Genomic DNA, 20,205 nt, shown 5'->3' with positions numbered 1-20,205 from the left:
GGTTTGAGTGTGATGTGTGCGTGTGAAAGTGTGCAAGTCGCTGCGGTAGCCTCAACCTTCCTCAACTTTCTCAACCTTCCTCAACGCAACTTATCTCCATGTCACGCCACCTTGAACGCGCCCAACTCCTCATGGAACAACGGCGCATTGCTGATGCTGAAAAAGAACTAGCACTTGCCTTGCAGGAGTCTCCCGATAATGGACTTGCCTTCCGTTTGTTGGCCCTGTGCAAAGTAATGGGCAGAAACTACCCTGCCGCCTTGTCTCCTGCACAGCAAGCCCTGGCCATCGATCCAGATGACCCCGGTAATCACTACATTCTGGCAGTAGCAAATTTCTACAACAACCAGAATCAGCAAGCAAAAGACTTGATTCGTAGTGGTTTGAACCTCAATCCCTACATGCCCTCGATGTTCGAATTGGCTGGGGAGATTGCCATGCAGGAAGACCAGTGGGAAGAAGCCCTTTATCAGGCCGAAAAAGGATTGGAAATCGACCCTGAAGATACCGAGTTGGTCAACCTGCGCGCCCGGGCCTTACTCAAACTCAATCGTACCGCCGAGGCAGAAGCCACCATGGATTATGCCCTGTATACCGACCCGCACAATTCCATGTCCCACGCCAATCAGGGTTGGGTAGCCGTGCACCAGAACAATTTTGAGCCGGCCATTGCTGCTTTTAAAGAAGCATTACGACTTAATCCTCAAAATGGACATGCCCGAGCAGGTTTAAAAGAGGCCATTAAGGCCAAAAATCCCTTGTATCGCTGGATTTTGAACTATTTCCTGTGGATGAGCAAGTTGCAAAGTGACAAACAGTGGTGGTTCATCATTGGTCTGTATTTTGTGTACCGCATCGTGTTGAGTTTGAACAAAAACTTTCCAGCGCTGAGTTTTTTGCTCACCCCTTTGATTGTCATGTACATTCTTTTTGCTTATTCCACCTGGATTGGGCAACCCGTTTCCAATTTTTTCCTACGCTTCCACCCGCTCGGAAAACACGCTTTGAGTGCGGATGAAAATCGGGCTGCCAATTGGGTAGGTATTCAATTGCTGGCTTTGCTGGGCGTAGCAGTCTTGTATTGGTTGGCTCCTGAGGCTGGTTGGATTGGCTGGACCAAAGACCGACTGCTTTTTGCCGTCCTGGTAGTTGGCACTATGCTGATTCCAGTAAGTGGGTCCTTCCTGGCTCCCGAGGGCAGTCAAGCCCGCAAACAATTGGCCTGGTATGCTATTGTTCTGGGTATTTTTGGCCTGGTTCCTGTGTTATTCCCTATAGCATTTATGATGATCTATGTATATGGGATCGGGATTTTTTTGTATGCTTTTGTGGCGAACTACATCTTACATCGGGCAGCTAGAAGATTTTAATCAGTTGATCCCGACTTTAAAAATCAAGAAAGAAATTTATATTTGAGGTAAAGATTGTTGACAATGACTAAAAAAGAAATTATTGACCTTATTGCCAATGGTAATTTGGGTGAAGCCATCAAAGGGCTGCCTGGAGTTGTTGCAGAGCACCTGCAAAATGATGTAATTTTGTTACAAAGTCGATTAAATGGATTGGAAAGGCAGGAACGTTTGGGTACCATTGATCATGGAACTGCTGGCATTGAGCGGGCAAGAATAACATCGGCTGTGCTCAGTATGCTTTCTAGCGATTAGTTAGGACTTGGATTTAGCCTTCTCCATTTTGCTATTCCCATCCTTTTCTCCTCATAAATGGGGAGATTTTTCAAATCCTCTGCAATGGTGAAGTATTAAAAGGTAGAAAGCCTGATCTTTGAGTCATCAACTTGATTGTTCACGCACAACATTCAAAACCATGAAGACGCACATGATTATGGCACTTTTTACTGCGATGGCACTTTTCCAAACCCTGAGTGGGCAAAGTAACAGCGAAGACCACTACGTGGGCACCTTCAGCAATAGCCAATCGGGTCTGGTTTTGTCAATGGATAAGGCTGCTGACGGCACTTACCAAGGGTTTTTTCAATTGCAGGGTCAACAATACGCCTTTAGCAAAGGGACCAAGCTTCTGGGTATGATCAATGCAGAGTACCAATACAATGGCCAGGCTTTTGCGTTTTCCCTCTCTCGTTTGATCGGAGAATACTACGTAACCAGTGAGGGTGTAAGTATCCCCGTGGTAAAAACCGCCAATCAACCAGTGGCAGCTACCAAATCAACGGCGAATACGGGCAACTCCTCAAAAACCAATACCGCTACGAGCCCAACTACCATTTCCAGCGGGACGGGAACCAAAGCAACAACAACTGCTCCCGCAGCCACCGGTACCCGAATTGCAGACCCTTATATCGGTTATTCATTCCAAACGCCGGCCGCCTGGAATAGCCAGGAACAAGGAGGAGGTTTTGTATTGAGCAAAGTAGGCACTCAGGTATCGATGAGTGTAAGCCCGCATGAGTACAAGACCCTGGCCGAAATGCGCGCCCAAGTGCTCGATGCCAACGACCCAGCCAGCAATACCTACCTCAAAGCCCAAACCAAGGAATACGGCAGCAATGGTTTATTCATCCGCTTTGATGGAACAGCCCAAGGAAAAGCGGTAGTCATCGAAATGATCAGCTTGCTGTCGCCAAACGGTGGTGGCGTGACCGTAGCCGCCACAGGGGTGAAAGATCAATACGGTGCAGAATATACCACGCTGATCAAATCCATGGCCAATAGTGTCCAATTCAGCAAACCCCAAACCTCCAGCCTGGCTGAACAATGGAAACAAAAGATCAAAGGAAAGAGACTGGATTATTATTACACCGGCAATGGAATGGCCGACCATTACATCATCCACATCTGTTCGGAAGGTACTTTTGTGTACAAAAACGACAATTCTTACAGCTCAAATAATGCTTATACTGATTTTTCCTACGCGAGTGCAGGCGCGGATGCAGGCAAGTGGCAGGTAGTAGCCAAGGGTGCTCAGCCAACTTTGATTCTGCGCTTTAATGATGGACGAGTTTGGGAGTTTCCCATGAGCCCAGGGAAAGCAGGAAATGAGATCTTGTTGAATGGAAAGCGGTATTTTGTGCAGGCGGGGACGATGTGCCAGTAAAAACCTGCTTAAGTGAACCTTGAGTGCCTTAGGTTTCTTAGGTGGTGAAAATACGCTGCCTGCTACGCAGGCTTTTTCTTTTTCACCACCTAAGAAACCTAAGGCACTTAAGATACACCTAAGTTTACTCCTCAAAAAAACAAATATTCCCCCCTACCCAATCGAAATTCTTGTTAAACCTTACCCCGATCATTTCCCCCTTGCTCATGCGCGAAAGATTGGTGATCAACTTGGGTCGGGCCTCCCCTTCATGCCATAAGTACATCAAACGAATTTCCAATTTAACCCCACCCGTAGGCGATTCAACTACAGGTTCGTAATTGACCTTGCGTTGTAGGAGAAAATTTTCTTTATCAGAGATAGCGTCTAGATCTTCCCTGGTGATGTGCAGCTTCACCCCAGAACCCGCGAAGGAAAACAGTGGCTTCAGTACATAATTTTCCAAATCCGCCGGATATTCCACCAATTCGTGCAAGAAATAACTTTTGGGCACAAAAGGGCTGTTCAATAAGGGCAAGGTGAACTTGCTGGCACGATAAAACCAATTGGGATGGGCAATCCATTCCACGTCCACGTTATCGGTGAGTTTGAACTCCGTCACCAGATCCGGGTAGTTTTGTAAATCATCAAAAATCACCCGGTTGTAAATGCGCTGAATATCGATGCGGCGGCCATCTTTTTCGTAGTACAATTTCCGGCCGTCCTTGCGCACCTTGGTGAGACACACAGATTCGATGCCCAGGAGGTCTTTGGTTACCGCAAAATCAATTCTGGTTTTTTGAATCTCGGGGTAAATCTCCAGCAGGATGGTGTTTTCAGCGTTGCCTTCGCCAATAAATAAGCGGTGCAGCTCTGCGATGTACCCATCCCGATCCAGGCCATTGAAGTATTCAGTAAAGCCTTTAGGGCAATAAAAAAAACGCTTGTACATGTCACCGATGTACGCCTGGTAGCCATACAAGGTAGCAAAACCCTGCATTTCAATCAATTGCGGCGTATATTCGCCCTGCTCATCCTTACAGACTGCAAAATCCAAAGTCAATAACGTGCAAGTATCCGGCTCGTTGGGCACCCGCTGATCGGCGGGAATGGCCCGCTCGGTTTTGGCTTTGAAGTCAGGTTGGATCATCACGTCAATGATGTCCTCTCCGGCTTGAACCAATCTTTGCGTCAAGGCTTTGGGTATGAAAGCAGGGGTTTCCGCAATGCGAAACTCCAGGGTATTCGGGAAATCCTCTTTGATTTGCGCTACAAAGGCCTGGTAAGTCTCTTCAGTAAAAGAGGCATTGTATCGTTGGCGTATTTCTGGCAACATAAGTTCAGGATCAAGCTACCATCACTCCCTGGAGCTGTTCGGCAGCGTGGTGTAAAAATGAAGGAATGATCACCGCTTCGGTCAACATGATTTTATCGGGATCATCAAGTCGATCAATCATTTCGAAATATTTGGCCTCGCCATGGGTTTCGATGACCCATTTGCGCTTGTCGTCCATCAGGTAATAACGCAGCATCCCCCGTGAGTCTGCTTCGGGGTGAAACTGGGTACCAAAAACTTCTGGTGAAAAACGAATCGCCATTACGGCACGCTCCAGCGGAATGTGGGGGCGTTCTTTTTCCAGGCACAGGGCTTGTGCTCCAAATTCACACATCCTGGTCTCATTGACCTGAGTCACCTGATAATCGCGTGAATCAACGGCGTAGAAAGGTTCAGGCAATCCGCGGAATAAAAACTCGGCATAACCATCGCCCATGCGGTGGATCGGCATTACCCCAAAGGAAGTAGACTGTCTTCTGGTCACTTCGGCCAGTCCCAAATGGCGGCAGACCATTTGAAAAGAATGGCAGATGAGGAACATAAACTTCTTGCGGGCATTTCGGCGATTGTAAGCAAAAAGGGCATCTACAAAGGCAAAATAATCCTTTTCCCATTGGGTATTGGCCGCTAGTGGGCTACCAGGGCCACCACTGGAGATAAAAATATCGAAGGCTTCCAGGTCTGGAATTTCGTTGTTTGCACGCACGTTGAACACTTCAAAACTTCCCCCCATCCCATCTTGTTCCAAGAAGCGGGCTACTATTTGCCGAATACAACGCATGCCTTCATTGGCCCAGTTGTCGTACATGTCCAGTACCGCAATCTTGATCGTTTCGTCCGTTTTCATCACAGTAAAAATTTAAACCATTGCTTTGATTAAAAAGCGTTAAAATTAGTCAATGTAGCCGGATTTACCAAAGTCCGTAGGCGGTTTCACCAATAATGAAGTCTACAACCGCCTTAAAGTCCTTGGTTTCGTTGTATACTTTGAGTTGACGATCAGCCCCAGTGCCATTTTCCATCATTTTGATGATGTACTCAACTTCCTCCCGGCTTCCCAATTGATCTACTACATCATCAACAAAATCAAGCAGCTCTAAGATCAAAGCTTTAGTAGGAACTTCTTCCTGTTTTCCGAAATCAATCAACTTGCCATCGATGCCATAACGGGCCGCCCGCCATTTGTTTTCGTTGATGAGTGGTTTGCCGTACATGCGGAAACTCAGGTTACTGCTCATCAATTTGTACAATTTGACCACCACGGCTTGCATCACTGCGGCCAGGGCGATGGTTTCTTCAGCGCGCATTTGGACATCACAAATCCTGAATTCTACGGTTTCAAAGAATGGGTGCAGGCGCATGTCCCACCAGATTTTTTTGCCATTGTCGATGCAACCCGTTTTGATCAACAAATCCAGGTATTGCTCGTATTCGCTGGCACTGGTGAAGGATTCGGGCAAACCTGTGCGGGGAAATTTGTCAAAAACCTTGGTTCGGAAGGACTTGTAGCCCGTATTGCGGCCTTCCCAAAAAGGAGAATTGGTGGAAAGCGCAAAAATGTGCGGCAAAAAATACCGTGCTACATTAATGATTTGTACCCCGACTTCCCGGCTGGGAATGCCCACGTGTACGTGCAAGCCAAAAATGAGGTTGGAGCGGGCAGCTTCCTGCAATTCTTCTACGATCTGGTCATAACGCGGATTGGGTGTGATCGGTTGATCGGCCCAATGCGAAAAAGGGTGGGTGCCTGATGAGGCAATTTTTAAATCCACCTTATCGGCAATCTCCATCACGTACTTGCGCAGGTTGATCACATCTTCACGCGCTTCATGGATGTTTTTGCAGATGACTGTACCGACTTCCACTACAGCCTGGTGCATTTCGGCTTTCACTTGTTCCTGGAGCTTTACTTGCCCCTCATCTACTATCCGCGACATGTGCGAACGCAACTCCCGTGTTACGGGGTCGATGGTTTGAAACTCTTCTTCTATGCCAAGGGTAAAACCAGAAAGATCCATAGGTTGAAGGTTTTTTATGGGTTCCCAACATTCGTCATCCCGATTTTTTGGAAAAACGAACCGCGGATGCGGTTGAATTTTGAATAGCCCCGGTTGTCCGGGGTCATTTCGGCACCAAAATGTTTCACAACCGCGGACACGGTTGAATTTATTACTCAATTGAGTTCAACCACTGCCGTGGTTGCAAGCAATTTGGCCTACTATTTACCCCAGACGACCGGGGCTATTCAAAATTCAATCGCTCCGCGATTAGATTTTAGCCCGATTTTGGCTTTTCAAAAATTCGGGATAACTTATGTTTACTTCGTTTTTGTTGTCTTTTTCGCAGCGGGCTTTTTGCCTGCAAGTCCGGTCAAGGCAGCCATGTTGTCGTTCACGCCTGCACCGACAAAAGTTCCCCAAGTGAGGTTGGTTTGCCCAGGTTTGGCGGCTTTGGCACGCTCGATTGCCATGGTTGCAGCGGCTTCTACGACCCAGTCAAAGTTATCTTGACCGACTGAATTCACATCGGCATCAGGTGCTGGATTGCAGAAGTCGATGGCGTATGGAATGCCATCGCGCACTGCAAATTCAACGGTGTTGAAATCATAGCCCAAGGCCAGGTTCAAACGCATGACGTAATCGTGAACCGTTTCCAGCAATTTTTTCGCTGCGGGCCCTTGTGCCTTGATTTGAGAATCGTAGCGCAAATGGTGCGGATTGCGGGGCTCGTAAGGCATGATGCGCACATGTTTTTGCCCAATGCAATAACAACGGAAATAGTCGTCAAAGACGATTTCTTCTTGTAGCAGCATCACCAATTGCTCGGTTTCCGCGTGTTTTTTCCACAAATCTTCTGCATCCTCCACCCGATAGACACTTTTCCAGCCACCACCTGCGTGTGGTTTCATATAAGCCGGAAATTTGACATAATCAAAAATGGCATTCCAATCCAGGGGCATTTTCAGGTTCCGAAAGGACTCCCCACTGGTATCAGTTGGCAGTTCAAAGGAGGGAATCAGAGCCGTATTCGGCACCGGTACGCCAACTTGTAAGGCCAGGCAGTTGTTGAAAAATTTCTCATCTGCACTCCACCAAAATGGGTTGTTGACTACTGCAGTGCCACAAAGTGCTGCGTTCTTGAGAAATGCCCGATAAAAAGGGACGTCCTGAGAAATGCGGTCAATGATCACCGCGTAACCACTATCGCCACCCTGAGTCACTTTGTCAATCGAAACAGGCTCGGCAATGATGTCCTTGCCTTCTTTTTGATTGACCCGCTCAATGAATGCCCAGGGGAAAGTGTTCTCTTTTCCGAATAAAATACCGATTTTTTTCATATGTAAACGTTTTCTTGTTCGTGAATGGTGGCAATAGCCATTCAATTAAATCAGATTAAATTTTAGACAAATAATCGGGGAACATATCCCGCCAGATCGGCCAATCGTGATTGGCAAAGGGCCGGATATCCAACCAATGATTGATGCCCTTGCGTTGCAAAATTTGTGACATCCACTCATTTTCTCCCTTGCAAAAATCGTGTTCGGAAGTACCGAGCACAATCTTCATATCATAGAAATGGTTGTTCTGTGCGTCGGGAATAAAGTCAGGTGGATTGTTAAAAAACACGTTGTCATCGTAGTAGCCGCCCAAATGCTGTTTGATGTCAAAAGCGCCACCCATACTGAACATGTAAGCTACTTTATCCGGGTGTTTGAAGGCGAAATTCAAGGCGTGGTACCCGCCAAAGCTACAACCCGCGACCCCAATTTTATCTACATTACATTCCTGCCGAATGGAGGGAACCAATTCATCATTCAACATTCGGTCGTAGCAGGTATGGTTGTACACTCTGGTAGCAGGGTGCAGGTGTTTGGCGTACCAACTATCACTGTCGATGCTATCGATGCAGTAGACTTTGATTTTGCCTGACTCAATGAACCCACGCGCGGATTCGATGAGTTTAAAATCCTTGTTTTCGTAGTAGCGCCCCATGGAGGTGGGAAAAAGCAGGATTGGGTAGCCCCAATTCCCAAAAGTCAACATTTCAATGTCTCTTCCCAAACTATGTGACCAGAATTTGTGGTAAGTCTCTTGCAAGTTTATTTGGTTTTAATGGTAATATCGCAAAATAATTACTTTTGCCTGCGACTAAAATAACATTATTCTCGATATGCACAAAAAAGAACTCGTTTTATCCTCCATTCATCTGGGACGTAAGGTTAAGGTGACGCTCATTTTACCCCCACATTACGCGTTTAGCTTTCGGCATTATCCCGTTTTGTACCTCAACGATGGCCAGGATTTACCGAGTTTGCGGATGGAAGAAACCTTGCACACCTTGTTTACCGAGCATGATCTTCGCCCTTTCATCGTGGTAGGGATTCATGCCAATGAGCAACGTATCCAGGAGTACGGCACTGCAAATCAGGCGGATTACGCAGGCAGAGGCAGTAAAGCCAAACATTTCACCCATTTCGTAATCGATGAGCTCAAGCCATACATCGAGCGCCATTACCGCGCCAAGACTCAGCCTCAAGATAATTTTTATGCAGGGTTTTCCCTGGGTGGCTTGTCCGCCATAGATATCGTGTGGCACCATTCCGATATTTTTTCCAAAGTGGGCGTTTTTTCCGGGTCCTTCTGGTGGCGCTCCAAGGCATTGGACCAAGGTTATAACGAAGCTACAGACCGCATCATGCACGCCCTCGTGCGCGAAACCCCCGATAAACCGAGTATCAAATTCTGGCTCCAAACGGGAACTGAAGATGAGGTATCCGACCGAAACAACAATGGTATCATCGATTCCATCGACGACACCCTCGGCTTGATTGAAGAGTTAAAACTGAAAGGCTATCGCCTCAATGAAGATATTGTGTACCGTGAGGTGAAAGGAGGCCGCCACGATCAGACGACCTGGGGAAGGGTGATGGGGGAGTTTTTGGAGTGGGCTTTTAAAGAGTGATGAATGATAAGCGATGAATTGTCAATGCCTCTGCGGTAGCAATTCATCATTTATCATTCATCACTTATCACTATGCTGTTATCGCATCATCCGAATCTGATTCCCTCCATTGGCATTTCCTTTCTGGAAACCTTTCATGGAGTAGATGAAGCTGAACATGAAATAACGTGCCAGAGAGTTGACATCTTGGTCCTGGAAGTAGTTCAACTGAACGGTCCGGCTGATGCCCTGGTTTTGATTCAAAATATCATAAACCCCAAATTTCAGCTGGCCTTTGTTGCCTTTCAGGAAGAAAGCGGAAACCGCAGCATTCCAGATTGGAATATCCTGATCAAACTCCTCACCCAAGCCACGGAATTGGCTGTAATCCAGGTCCGTTTCGATGTTCAATTTATCCTTGAAGAAGAATTTTCTCAAACCAGCAGAGTAAGTATAGGTGTTGTAATCCTGGTTGCGCTCGCTATTCAGAGAGTAAGCAGTGTTGGAATAGTTAAGGGTATAGCCCAAATTCCAGTCCCATTTCTCCTTTTTCTGGTTTTCGAAAGTGATCCCTACCGTTGGATTGGTCGTATTGGTGTAGTTACGAACCGCGTTTACATAAGTGATTCCACGGTTGTAATTGAAGCCTGCCGACAAGCTATACCGCATTTTTAGACCTTTAAACCGACCACCATAGTTCAAGCGGCTCAAGAAGCGGTAATCATCGGCTACGTTGATGGGCGTACGCTCGGTGACCAGGGTTTCTTCATTGATGGTTTGTGCAGTTTGAATACGGTTGTGGGTATAGGTAAAGTTGGTGAACGCAAAGAAATTGGTGAAGTTGAACTGGTTGAAGTGGTTGTAACGCATGGTGAAACGGTTACTGTATTCCGGCTTCAGATTCGGGTTACCAACGTAAATGTTCAGTGGGTTGCTGATGTCACGAACTGGTTGCAATTGGGTAATTGAAGGCTCGTTGATGTCAGTGCTATAGTCAAAGTTGAAGCTACGCATTTGAGTGAAATTGTAGCGTACCCGCAGACTAGGCAAATAATTCAAAAACTCCTGTCTTACCTTTTGCTCACTTGACCGAATGTCTCCTTCCAACACTGCTTGCTGTACAGCCAAACCAGTAGAGAAATTCAACTTAGGATTGGAAATCCGGAAATTGAAGCCCCCATTGTGGAAGTTAAAATCGCTAAGGGTGCGGTTGGTTAGTTGTGAGTTGAGTACCAACTGCCCTGTTGGCGTTACATCGTACACCTCGCGGTTGTTGTCGTTGCCCCGGTGGTTGTAAGAGTAATTGAGTTCCAAAAACTTGCCTCTGGCCAATGGTTCAGTATAGGACAAACGAGCATTGTAGCTCATCCGGTCGCTAAGGTTATTGGTCTGTTGATCGTAATTTTGGGTATTGAGGATGGAGCCATCGGTACCAAAAAACAGGTTCCGAGACAAGTTTGTTCCATCGGTATTTCCATCCACATTGTTCAAGGTAAAGGTTGTACTCAAACTACGGCCGCGACGGCTAAAACGTTTGCGGTACAACATGGTGGTGTTCAAATTGGTATTGTCACCATCCGAAGCACTAGTTATGTTACTGGAGTTGCGTGGTACAAACACCTCATTGGTTGAAAATGAACGAGACAAAACATCGTTACCATTGGCACTCAAAGACAAACGGCCTACTACACGAATGGATTGGGTAGAATCCAGGTTGTGATCCAAGGTAAAGTTCAGGCGGTGTACATCGCTGCGCTCGTCTTGCTCAGAAGTATCACTTTTGATGAAAGCAGAATTTTGCAGGAAATTTTCGGTACGGCTCTTTTGGTCGGTTTCTTTTTTGAAACCACTATACAGGTAGCTGCCATTGATCTTGGTTTTTTTGCCAAAATCTTTGCTGAAGTTCAAACCAGAAGAATAAAAAGTGGTAAATCCGTAGTTGCGACCAAAGTTGATCGGAATATCACTGCCGCCGCCGCCTTGGCCACCGCCGCCGCCACCACCAAAATTCATGCCGCCACCGCCGCCGCCAGAAAAGTCAAGGTATTCGTTCATCGAAAAGCCGTTGCGGTTGACGTTGTTGGCTGAGCCGATGAAAGACAATTGACCGGTTTTGGAAAAACGGTTGATGTTGCCACCCAGGTCAAATTGTTCCGGGCCACCTCCACCTACGCGGAAATTGCCAAAAACGCCGTTCTGCCGGTCTGGGCGCAAAGTCAAGTTGATGGTTTTTTCGCGTTGACCATCGTCCACACCGGTGAACTCGGCTACGTCAGTCATTTTATCAAACACTTGTATCTTGTCAATTGCATCAGCAGGTAGGTTGCGGGTTGCAGTTTTGGGGTCACGGCCAAAAAACTCCTTGCCATTGACCAATACCCGGGTTACATTTTCCCCTTGCGCTTTTACGTTGCCGTCTTTTTCTACTTCCACCCCAGGCAGGCGTTTCAGCAATTCTTCAACGGTAGCGTTGGGTTGAGTTTTGAATGCTGCTGCATTGAACTCGACGGTATCTTTTTTGATGGTCATGGGTGATCTTTCCCCTTCCACCACATACACATTCAACATTTCGGATTGCTCCTTCATGATGATTTTGCCAAGGTCTTTTTCCTTCTCACCCGCCAGGGTAATTGGAATTTTTTTGACCCCGTAGCCTAAAAAGCTCAATTGCACGATGTAATCGCCGGGCTTAACCCCAACAACTTCAAAGGCACCTTTCGGATCAACGAGTGCAAAACCACTTAAGAGTGAATCTTTTGCTTGCAGGACCATCACCGTTGCACCTGTGAGCGTTTGCCCGGTAGTATCCGCAACGGTTCCAAAAATTTTCGTTTGTGCTTGTGTACTTGCGTAGGTCAGGAAGAGTGCACAGACGAGGGTAAAAATATGCTTCATAATAAAAAGTTAATCGGGTTATTTCTTGCTACAAAGATACCTGAGCATTTTTTGGAAAGAGGTTAATCTGTCTTGATATAAGGTTAAAAATTGTTAACAAAGCTATTTTAATACAAATGGGGCTCGCAGCAAGCGCTCCGAACCCCATTTTTACTACGTTTTTTTACCTTCTAATGCCCCGCCGACATTTGTGCGGGCGCTTCGTCATTTCCTTTAATTTCCTTCACCAGGAAACAGGAGGCAGCAGCGCAAAGCATACAAAATCCGGCCAAAATCAAAGCATTGCGGGGATCATCGCCCAACAATGGTTTGTAATACAGCGGAACGGTCAACATACCGATGAATTGTGGCACACAAATGAACCCGTTAAAGATCCCCATGTAGACCCCCATCCGGGAAGAGGAAACAGCGTTGGCCAACATCAAATAAGGCATGGACATTATAGAACCCCAAGCCAGGCCGATCAAAGTCATTCCTGTGAAATAAATCCATTTGTCATTGCTCAGGATCACGCTGAAGAAGCCCAGTGCCCCGATTGTCAAAAACAAGGCGTGGGTTGCTCTACGGCTCCCCATCCGTTTGGCGATGGCAGGCAAAAAGATCGAAATCACAAAGCAGGAGATGCTGAACATGGCAAAACACAAGCTACCCCAGTTTTTCCCAGCTTCAAATCCTTCAGGGTTAGCAGCAGGACTTGGGGCGTTAAAAGCATATTTTGCGGCAGCAAGAGATAGATATTGCCACATCAGAGGCAGGCCGTACCAGGTAAAAAATTTCACCCACCACAATTGGCGCATGACCACTGGCATTTCTGACAGCGAAGCCAAAATTTCTTTAAACACTGGCAACATCAAAATCAAATACAAACCTACTGCTATCCCTCCAGCCCAGATCAGTCCGTTGGTGAGCCCACCCAAACGGATGGCAAACATGCCACCAATCAAGGCAGCACCGATGGTGAGTGCCAAATGCCAAAAGGAGATACTTTTCTTTTGTTCATCACTAAAAGTTGGCTTGATTTTATAGTCTTCATTCTCAGGTGGATATTCCTTGGTGGTATACATTGTCCAAAATACCGTCAGCAAAATAGCAGCTGCTCCAATGTAAAATGGAATACGTACCGAATCTGGAATGCCATTGCTAAAGTCGCCACCGATTGCCATGGACATGCCAATGATCGGCAAAATAAGTGGCATTAAGTTGGATAAGGTTTGGCCAAAACCGACCATAAAAGATTGTACCGCAAACCCGGTTGGGCGTTGTTTTGAATTCAACAAATCACCTACAAAGGCCCGGAATGGCTCCATTGAGGAATTCAACCCTGCATCCAGCAACCACATCAGGCAAGCTGCCATAAAAACTGATTTAGAGTTGGGCATCAAAATCATGGCAATACTACCTACTATGGCGCCAATAAAGATGTAAGGACGGCGTCGCCCCCAGGTATTCGACCAACTCCGGTCGGACAAAGTACCTATGATCGGTTGCAACAACAGCCCCGTGAGCGGCCCAGCCAGCCAAAGTCCTGGAATGCTGCTTTCCTCAGCACCCAAATAGCGATAAATTGGACTCATGTTGGCTTGTTGTAAACCAAAGCCATATTGGATGCCCAAAAACCCGAAACTCATGTTCCAGATTTGCCAAAAAGAAAGATCCGGTTTGTTCTTCACAGTAATCGTTTTGAACACCTGCTGGCGTTTCCCAAACAAGCGTTATTTGCTAATCTAAGTAGTTCAAAAAATTTTTGTAATGATATTTATTTTTTTCCGAAAGAAAAAAATAGTTCGGAGAGAATAAAGAAGTGTTGGGGCAGTCCTATGTGGCTGCCCTTGTCGAATGAAGGTTTGATAGGGCCGTTTTTCATTCCTCCAAGCCCATCGCCAACCCATGGATTTATCCGTGGGAGGCCACTCCAAAAAACCAACCCATGGCTTTAGCCGTGGGTTTTTTATGCCTGGGCATAAAAAAAAAGAGCGCAAGCACCACTGCTCCGCTCTTGTAAGAAATCACCCGACTGTTATTATGAAGGATCTAAAAAGCAAGTTGTAAGTCGTTAATAAAATTAACAACTTTGTTAAGGAAACCTTAAATCTGAGGGCAATATAGGGCAATTTATGAATACTCACAAAATTTTACTAAAAATTTTAGCTAAAGGGTGATTTTTTTGTTCTACCCCCTTTCCACCAATTATAATTTGGCTGGTGTTAACACTTGTGATTGCACTGACAATTGTAATGCAGTCCCATGATCTTTTTTATCCTCTACATTTCTCATCGAAGTTGTACTTTTCGTGCACAAAATACAATCAATATGGTCGAGGCATTAACCGAAAATCCGATTCTTTTGCTTTTCATTGTCGCCGGCTTAGGCTACGGGGTGGGGAGCATCAGCATTAAAGGCAATAGTTTGGGCGTGGCTGCCGTATTGTTTGTGGGTTTGTTCATTGGCAGTTTCAGCCCAGACCTGCGCATTCCCGAAATCATTACTTTTCTGGGGCTATCCATCTTTGTCTATACAGTGGGTTTGGGCAGCGGGCCCAGTTTTTTCAGCACCTTCAAACGCAGGGGTTGGCAAGACCTGATCTTTGTTTTTGTGATGCTCAGTTTTTCGGCAAGTGTGGCGGTTGGGCTGCATTATTTGCTTGGATTTGAAGGCAGCATTACAGCGGGTTTGTTTGTTGGTAGCACCACCAACACGCCTGCTCTGGCGGGTTTATTGGATTTGATTCGCAACATGGGACTGGATGAAAACATCAGTAAGCTGGATGCCGAAAACAGCGTCATTGGCTATTCTCTCTCCTACCCTATGGGAATTTTAGGCCCCATGCTGGCGGTTATTTTGATGCAAAAATTGCTCAAAATTGATTTTCCAAAAGAGGAACGGGAACTCCGCAAGGATTACCCGGTGCGCCAGGACATCCTCACGCTCACCGTTGAAGTCAATCACGAAGAGGTCATCAACAAATCCATCCGCGATTTGCGTCAAGAAAGGACCTGGACCGTTTTATTCGGGCGCTACGAAAGAGGTGACCGCATGCACCTCAGTTCTTGGGACACCGAATTTCAGCTAGGCGACAAAGTAGCTCTGGTTGGAGACCGGGAAGAAGTAGAACAGGTAGCCCAGGAAATTGGTACCATCCTCCCCCATCAGCTCTCCTTCGACCAAACCGAATACGAAACCCGCCGAATGTTTGTATCCAACTCCAAAGTAGCTGGCCTAAAACTTGCAGCCCTGAATTTGAGTGAGAAATACGCCGTGCTGATCTCACGAGTACGCCGAGGCGATGTCGACATGATGGCCAATGCAGACACCGTGCTGGAATTGGGTGATCGGGTGCGGGTAATCGGCAGAAGAAAAGACATGGCGGAGATCGCCAAGTTTTTTGGCGATTCCTACGAAGAACTGAGCCAAATCGATTTGTTGTCCTTTGGCTTGGGGATGGCGATGGGGATGATTTTGGGAATGGTAACTTTCCAGTTGCCCGGAGGCATTGACTTTAAATTGGGTTTCGCCGGAGGACCGATTATTGTTGGGCTGATTTTGGGCGGTTTGCGCCGCAGTGGACCGATCAACTGGTCTTTGCCTTATAGTGCTAACTTAATTTTGCGCCAAATCGGTTTGATTTTTCTGCTCGCCGGAGTGGGCGTCAACTCAGGGCACCAATTTGTCAAAACCATTACGGGCGGAGGAATTGGCCTGTGGGTGTTTACCAGCAGTGCGCTGATCAGTATTCTTACGGTATGTGCTACTTTATTGGTGGGGTATAAAATTTTGAAAATACCCTTCAGCATTTTGATTGGGCTGGTTTCCAATCACCCGGCGATCCTGGATTTCAACATTCGCCGGAGTAAGAATAAGTTGCCAAATGTAGGGTATTCCTTGATGACGCCGATGTCGATTGTGGTGAAGATTGTGTATGCACAGTTGTTGTACCTCTTATTGAAATAAACCCCGAAGGGGTGATATGATTATAGCATTGTATCCCGGAAAGTTTTCCAAAGCAAAACCCCGAAGGGGTGACATGATTATAGAATTGTATCCCAGGGTATTATTCAAAGAGAAACCCCGGAGGGGTGGCATTATCTGAAGTTGAAATAATGCCACCCCCTCCGGGGTTTCTCTTTGAATAATAGACGCAATCCTAAATTCTATAATCATGTCACCTCTTCGAGGTTCGATTAAGATTGATCATCATAATGCGTTGGCTTCCTCTGCCGCTACTAGAATAAATTTATTCTTCCTGCCGTTCTCCACCATCACATATTGCCCATGCAATAAGGCTTCGGCAGAAACCACCGCTTCATGCGTAGTAATTTTTTCCTTGTTCACCGTAATGGCATTATTCTGAATCGCCTTGCGCACCTCACTTTTAGAAGCCAAAATCTGCGTATGTTGCGCCAGGAGGTCTGCAATATTGATCCCTTCTTCAAACAACTCCTTTTTCACCTGAAAAGTAGGAATTTCGTTCGCCACTGTTTCCAGTTCCTCCCCACTCAAGCTCAACAGCATCTCCCGATCCGCATTGCGACCAAACAACAATTCGGATACTTTGAGTACACTCTGGTACGCAGCTTCGCCATGGATACGTTTGGTCAACTCCTCGGCCAACAAGCGCTTGAGTTCGCGTGGGTCACTGGCAAATTCTTGCTCGCGCGCCTCAATCTCTTCCTTGGAATGAAGGGTGAAATAACGCGTAAACTTGGGAATATCCGCATCATCCGCATTGATCCAAAACTGGTAAAACTTATAGGGTGAGGTCATTTTGGCATCCAGCCAAATATTACCCGCAGTAGATTTACCAAACTTGGTGCCATCCGCCTTGGTCAACAAAGGGGTGGTGATGGCATAAGCCTTCTCTCCCAAGTTCCGACGAATGAATTCCGTACCCGAAGTGATGTTGCCCCACTGATCGGAGCCGCCCATTTGCAGGATACAACCATATTGATTGAACAAACACTGGTAATCGTAACCTTGCAGCAATTGGTAGCTGAACTCAGTGAAAGAAATCCCCCCTTCCAGGCGGTTCTGTACGGAATCTTTCTGCAACATGTAGTTCACCGTCAGGGTTTTACCCACTACGCGCAAAAAATCCAACACGTTCATGTCTTTGTAAAAATCCAGGTTATTGACCAGGATGGCGGCATTTTCGCCCTCATCAAAGTTCAACAAACCTCTGAACTGGGTGGTTTGATGGGCCAGGTTGTTGTCCAGCTCGTCGGTGGTTTTGAGCTCACGCTCTTTGTCTTTGCCCGAAGGGTCACCAATGCGCCCGGTTGCACCACCCATCAATACGATCGGTTGGTGACCGCTGAGTTGAAACAACTTGAGCAACATGATTTGCACATAGTTGCCAATGGTTATCGAGGGTGCCGTGGGGTCAAAGCCAATGTAGCCGACCACTTTTCCGGTATTTAGTTTCTCTTCTATCCCGTCAATTTTGGAATGCAGCATGCCGCGCCATTCCAGTTCTTCCAAAAAGTTCTTCATCGTGTTGGATTAAATCGGCGCAAAAATAGACGCTAGTCGCATAGTGTGCAAAAGAATTGTGCCCTGAATCAAAAAAACCTTGTATATTGCGAAAAATTTAGCTGGGTTTTTCCAACCACAATGCTGAATTTTATGTCATGTATTGTAGCTGATAACCTACCAATAAATTCGTGGGTTCCCTGAGCTGAATGTGTTCCGTTTTTGTCCCTCATTTCCTTCAGGTTTATACATCCTCCCGCCCGGTATCAGGCTATTTAATTAATCAGTAACCCAATCGAGTTATGCTCAATTCGACCCAACCGTCATTGCGTAGACGGAGAACCATGAACTTTAAGTATTACCTGTTTTTGGCACTCTGCCTGGGCCAACTATCCTTATTAAACGCCCAAGGTGGCTACATGCCGGGCTGGTGGCCCAAAATGCCGCCCCCTAAAGTACACAACTACGACATTTGTTTCCCGGCGGATGTATCCAGCAATACCTGCAAGACGCCTAGCAATATTCCTGGTGTACAAATGATTGAATTAGGCGACGACAAACTGGCCGTCAATATAACCGACAAAATTTACCGCACTGATGCGGACGCCTGCTACAAGATTTTCCGGACCTATACCGTAATGAACTGGGAGTTGTACAATGAAAGGTGCCAACTCGACCCCATGTCCAATCCCGTAGTCATTGATCGGGATGCCCCAGATTTTGACGGGGTTTATGGCGAAGGAGTTTGTGTGTTGGTGCGCAACAATACCGCTTACCTCAGCCACGACCGGGTGATCTCATCCGACGACCGCAAAATTGAACTTAGCCCCATCTGCCTGGACAATGGCGGCTTTCACTACCGCGCTTTTATGTACACCCAGGTGATCAAGGTGTATGACGACGTTCGGCCAGTGGTTACGGTACCCGTTTTGCCAAAATTCCAGACGGATTTGAACACCTGCAAAGGCGCCATCGAAGTGACTTTTGGAGCGAGTGACAACTGCTCCGAAACGGTAAGTCTGGAAATCCCGTCCATCATGATCGCCCCATTCCAAAGCCTTAGCAACATGCGGATGCCTGTCAATTTCGACACCCGATGGAGCACAAAAGACAATAAAAACGGGACTTTCACCATCAAAATCGCCAACCTGCCTGAAGGCAAACACGATCTGATTGTGGTGGTACGGGATCAGTGCGGTAACTTATCCTTGCCGACCCGCATACCCTTTGAAGTGCGCGATTGTAGTGCCCCTGCTCCAACCTGCAAGCAAGGTTTGGCTATGGCACTCATGCCCGACGGGCTCGGAGAAGCGATGAATACGGTGTGGGCCAGCGATTATGTAGCCAGCCCGGCGTACGATTGCAATGGTCAAGGACCCGAGGTGGATAAGAATGGTTTGAAAAAAATCACGCGTTATTCCATCAATCGAGTCGGCCAAAAGGCTCATATCGACAGCACTTCATTGACTTTCACTTGTGCTGAGGCGGGTCAAAAAGTAGACATCGAATTGCACGCCTGGGACAACCTGGGCAACCATGGCTATTGTGTTACTTACCTTTTGGTACAGGACAATCGGGGGATTTGCCCAGTTTTACCTGGTATCACGGGTACGATTGCTACGGCACAGGGAACCCGGATGCGCAATATTCCGCTGGATGCAGTCCAGGATATAGCAGCCTATCAAACCAAAACGGACAAGGACGGCTTTTACCGCTTCAAAGAGTTGCCTGAAGGTGAAAGTTACGTGGTTCGTCCCAAAATGAAGGCAGGCGACGCCAACGGGGTAAACACCCGCGACTTAAACGTCATGTTGGAGATGTTGCAAAACAAACTGGACAAGTTCAGCCCTTACCAAATCCTGGCCGCTGACATCGACCAAAATGGAGAAATCAACACCGAAGACTTTGCCAAATTGAGGCAAATCATTTTCCAACGGGACTCTTTCCCTCAGGGCAATTGCTGGCGTTTTGTTGATGCCCGATACACCGTGCCCCGCTCCTTGAAGCCCGGTAAATATCCCGATTCAGTGGCCATCAACAAGTTGGAAACCGGGGTGATTGCCGACTTCGTAGCCATCAAATTGGGTGACCTGGATGGAAGTTATGTCCCTACCGCCAGTCAATTCCAGGAAGATGGCCAGTTGGCGAACTTGAGTGGTTTGAATCTCAGTGCTGATCAACAACTGAGAAGTGGTTTGACACTGGAACAAAACCAGCCCAACCCCTTCCACGAAGAGACCCTCATCAACTTTTCGCTTCCCGCAACTGGCCCGATCACCCTTACCGTTTGGGACCTACAAGGCAAATTGATCCATAAACAGTCCGCTGTTTTGGCGGAAGGCAGTCATCAAATTTCACTTGATGCACAAGCTCTGGGAAATGTGAAAGGTTTGTTCTACTACACGTTACAGACGGCGAGTGGTAGAGAAACAAAGAAGATGTTGAGGTTTTAAGAGAGAATTGTAAAATGAGAGATGAAAGGCCTATTGGTTTTCATTGTTAAAAACTGACAATAA

The 20,205-nt window shown here is 46.8% G+C and carries 14 protein-coding genes; 6 read left to right on the top strand and 8 right to left on the bottom strand.

The window, feature by feature from the left end:
• Positions 1-98 precede the first annotated feature (98 nt).
• The 3 genes from ACO08K_RS20635 (at position 99) to ACO08K_RS20625 (ending at position 3,072) form a co-directional block, all read left to right on the top strand.
• On the top strand, positions 99-1,370 hold the full coding sequence (locus ACO08K_RS20635) for a tetratricopeptide repeat protein (protein WP_421798361.1): 1,272 nt from the start codon (positions 99-101) through the stop codon (positions 1,368-1,370).
• A gap of 63 nt (positions 1,371-1,433) precedes the next feature.
• Positions 1,434-1,664, top strand: coding sequence for a hypothetical protein (locus tag ACO08K_RS20630; RefSeq protein WP_421798360.1), 231 nt, complete (start codon positions 1,434-1,436; stop codon positions 1,662-1,664).
• 160 nt (positions 1,665-1,824) lie between these two features.
• On the top strand, positions 1,825-3,072 hold the full coding sequence (locus tag ACO08K_RS20625; protein ID WP_421798359.1) for a hypothetical protein: 1,248 nt from the start codon (positions 1,825-1,827) through the stop codon (positions 3,070-3,072).
• A gap of 124 nt (positions 3,073-3,196) precedes the next feature.
• Here ACO08K_RS20625 and ACO08K_RS20620 read toward each other — a convergent pair whose 3' ends face one another.
• The 5 genes from ACO08K_RS20620 to ACO08K_RS20600 form a co-directional block, all read right to left on the bottom strand.
• Entirely contained in the window at positions 3,197-4,387 is a 1,191-nt protein-coding gene (locus ACO08K_RS20620; protein ID WP_421798358.1) for a hypothetical protein, read from the bottom strand.
• 10 nt (positions 4,388-4,397) lie between these two features.
• Positions 4,398-5,234, bottom strand: coding sequence for a type 1 glutamine amidotransferase (locus ACO08K_RS20615; protein ID WP_421798356.1), 837 nt, complete (start codon positions 5,232-5,234; stop codon positions 4,398-4,400).
• A gap of 64 nt (positions 5,235-5,298) precedes the next feature.
• Entirely contained in the window at positions 5,299-6,405 is a 1,107-nt protein-coding gene (locus ACO08K_RS20610) for a carboxylate-amine ligase (protein WP_421798355.1), read from the bottom strand.
• A gap of 299 nt (positions 6,406-6,704) precedes the next feature.
• A complete protein-coding gene (locus tag ACO08K_RS20605; protein ID WP_421798354.1) occupies positions 6,705-7,724 on the bottom strand; it encodes an ATP-grasp domain-containing protein in 1,020 nt (339 codons plus the stop codon).
• 55 nt (positions 7,725-7,779) lie between these two features.
• Positions 7,780-8,484: an esterase family protein gene (locus ACO08K_RS20600; RefSeq protein WP_421798353.1), complete on the bottom strand. Its 705-nt coding sequence runs from the start codon at positions 8,482-8,484 to the stop codon at positions 7,780-7,782.
• A 73-nt stretch (positions 8,485-8,557) separates the two neighbouring features.
• On the opposite strand from ACO08K_RS20600, the gene ACO08K_RS20595 reads away from it, so the two are divergent.
• Positions 8,558-9,349 carry an alpha/beta hydrolase gene (locus ACO08K_RS20595; RefSeq protein ID WP_421798352.1) on the top strand — a complete coding sequence of 264 codons (792 nt, stop codon included), beginning with the start codon at positions 8,558-8,560 and terminating at the stop codon, positions 9,347-9,349.
• Positions 9,350-9,427: 78 nt separating this feature from the next.
• On the opposite strand, the gene ACO08K_RS20590 is transcribed toward ACO08K_RS20595, so the two are convergent.
• Complete coding sequence (locus ACO08K_RS20590) at positions 9,428-12,223, bottom strand: outer membrane beta-barrel protein (protein ID WP_421798351.1); 2,796 nt, start codon at positions 12,221-12,223, stop codon at positions 9,428-9,430.
• A 170-nt stretch (positions 12,224-12,393) separates the two neighbouring features.
• Positions 12,394-13,893, bottom strand: coding sequence for an MFS transporter (locus ACO08K_RS20585; RefSeq protein WP_421798350.1), 1,500 nt, complete (start codon positions 13,891-13,893; stop codon positions 12,394-12,396).
• A 640-nt stretch (positions 13,894-14,533) separates the two neighbouring features.
• On the opposite strand from ACO08K_RS20585, the gene ACO08K_RS20580 reads away from it, so the two are divergent.
• The gene (locus tag ACO08K_RS20580; protein ID WP_421798349.1) at positions 14,534-16,171 is read left to right on the top strand and encodes an aspartate:alanine exchanger family transporter; all 1,638 of its coding nucleotides are present in this window, start codon (positions 14,534-14,536) and stop codon (positions 16,169-16,171) included.
• A gap of 243 nt (positions 16,172-16,414) precedes the next feature.
• On the opposite strand, the gene tyrS is transcribed toward ACO08K_RS20580, so the two are convergent.
• The gene (tyrS, locus tag ACO08K_RS20575) at positions 16,415-17,710 is read right to left on the bottom strand and encodes a tyrosine--tRNA ligase (RefSeq protein WP_421798348.1); all 1,296 of its coding nucleotides are present in this window, start codon (positions 17,708-17,710) and stop codon (positions 16,415-16,417) included.
• A 323-nt stretch (positions 17,711-18,033) separates the two neighbouring features.
• On the opposite strand from tyrS, the gene ACO08K_RS20570 reads away from it, so the two are divergent.
• A complete protein-coding gene (locus tag ACO08K_RS20570) occupies positions 18,034-20,142 on the top strand; it encodes a T9SS type A sorting domain-containing protein (protein ID WP_421798347.1) in 2,109 nt (702 codons plus the stop codon).
• The last annotated feature ends 63 nt before the right edge of the window (positions 20,143-20,205 follow it).

It is taken from the genome of Haliscomenobacter sp., from assembly GCF_965225875.1.
Lineage (GTDB): Bacteria > Bacteroidota > Bacteroidia > Chitinophagales > Saprospiraceae > Haliscomenobacter.
The sequence above is the reverse complement of the archived record's forward strand: the minus strand, read 5'-3'. Positions and strand labels throughout refer to the sequence as shown.

Excerpts from the sequence above, each read along its gene's own strand:
- ACO08K_RS20570 (WP_421798347.1), top strand. The coding sequence starts at position 18,034 with ATGAACTTTAAGTATTACCTGTTTTTGGCACTCTGCCTGGGCCAACTA.
- ACO08K_RS20615 (WP_421798356.1), bottom strand. The coding sequence starts at position 5,234 with ATGAAAACGGACGAAACGATCAAGATTGCGGTACTGGACATGTACGAC.
- ACO08K_RS20630 (WP_421798360.1), top strand. The coding sequence starts at position 1,434 with ATGACTAAAAAAGAAATTATTGACCTTATTGCCAATGGTAATTTGGGT.
- ACO08K_RS20580 (WP_421798349.1), top strand. The coding sequence starts at position 14,534 with ATGGTCGAGGCATTAACCGAAAATCCGATTCTTTTGCTTTTCATTGTC.
- ACO08K_RS20590 (WP_421798351.1), bottom strand. The coding sequence starts at position 12,223 with ATGAAGCATATTTTTACCCTCGTCTGTGCACTCTTCCTGACCTACGCA.
- ACO08K_RS20595 (WP_421798352.1), top strand. The coding sequence starts at position 8,558 with ATGCACAAAAAAGAACTCGTTTTATCCTCCATTCATCTGGGACGTAAG.
- ACO08K_RS20635 (WP_421798361.1), top strand. The coding sequence starts at position 99 with ATGTCACGCCACCTTGAACGCGCCCAACTCCTCATGGAACAACGGCGC.
- ACO08K_RS20605 (WP_421798354.1), bottom strand. The coding sequence starts at position 7,724 with ATGAAAAAAATCGGTATTTTATTCGGAAAAGAGAACACTTTCCCCTGG.
- ACO08K_RS20620 (WP_421798358.1), bottom strand. The coding sequence starts at position 4,387 with ATGTTGCCAGAAATACGCCAACGATACAATGCCTCTTTTACTGAAGAG.
- ACO08K_RS20625 (WP_421798359.1), top strand. The coding sequence starts at position 1,825 with ATGAAGACGCACATGATTATGGCACTTTTTACTGCGATGGCACTTTTC.
- ACO08K_RS20610 (WP_421798355.1), bottom strand. The coding sequence starts at position 6,405 with ATGGATCTTTCTGGTTTTACCCTTGGCATAGAAGAAGAGTTTCAAACC.
- tyrS (WP_421798348.1), bottom strand. The coding sequence starts at position 17,710 with ATGAAGAACTTTTTGGAAGAACTGGAATGGCGCGGCATGCTGCATTCC.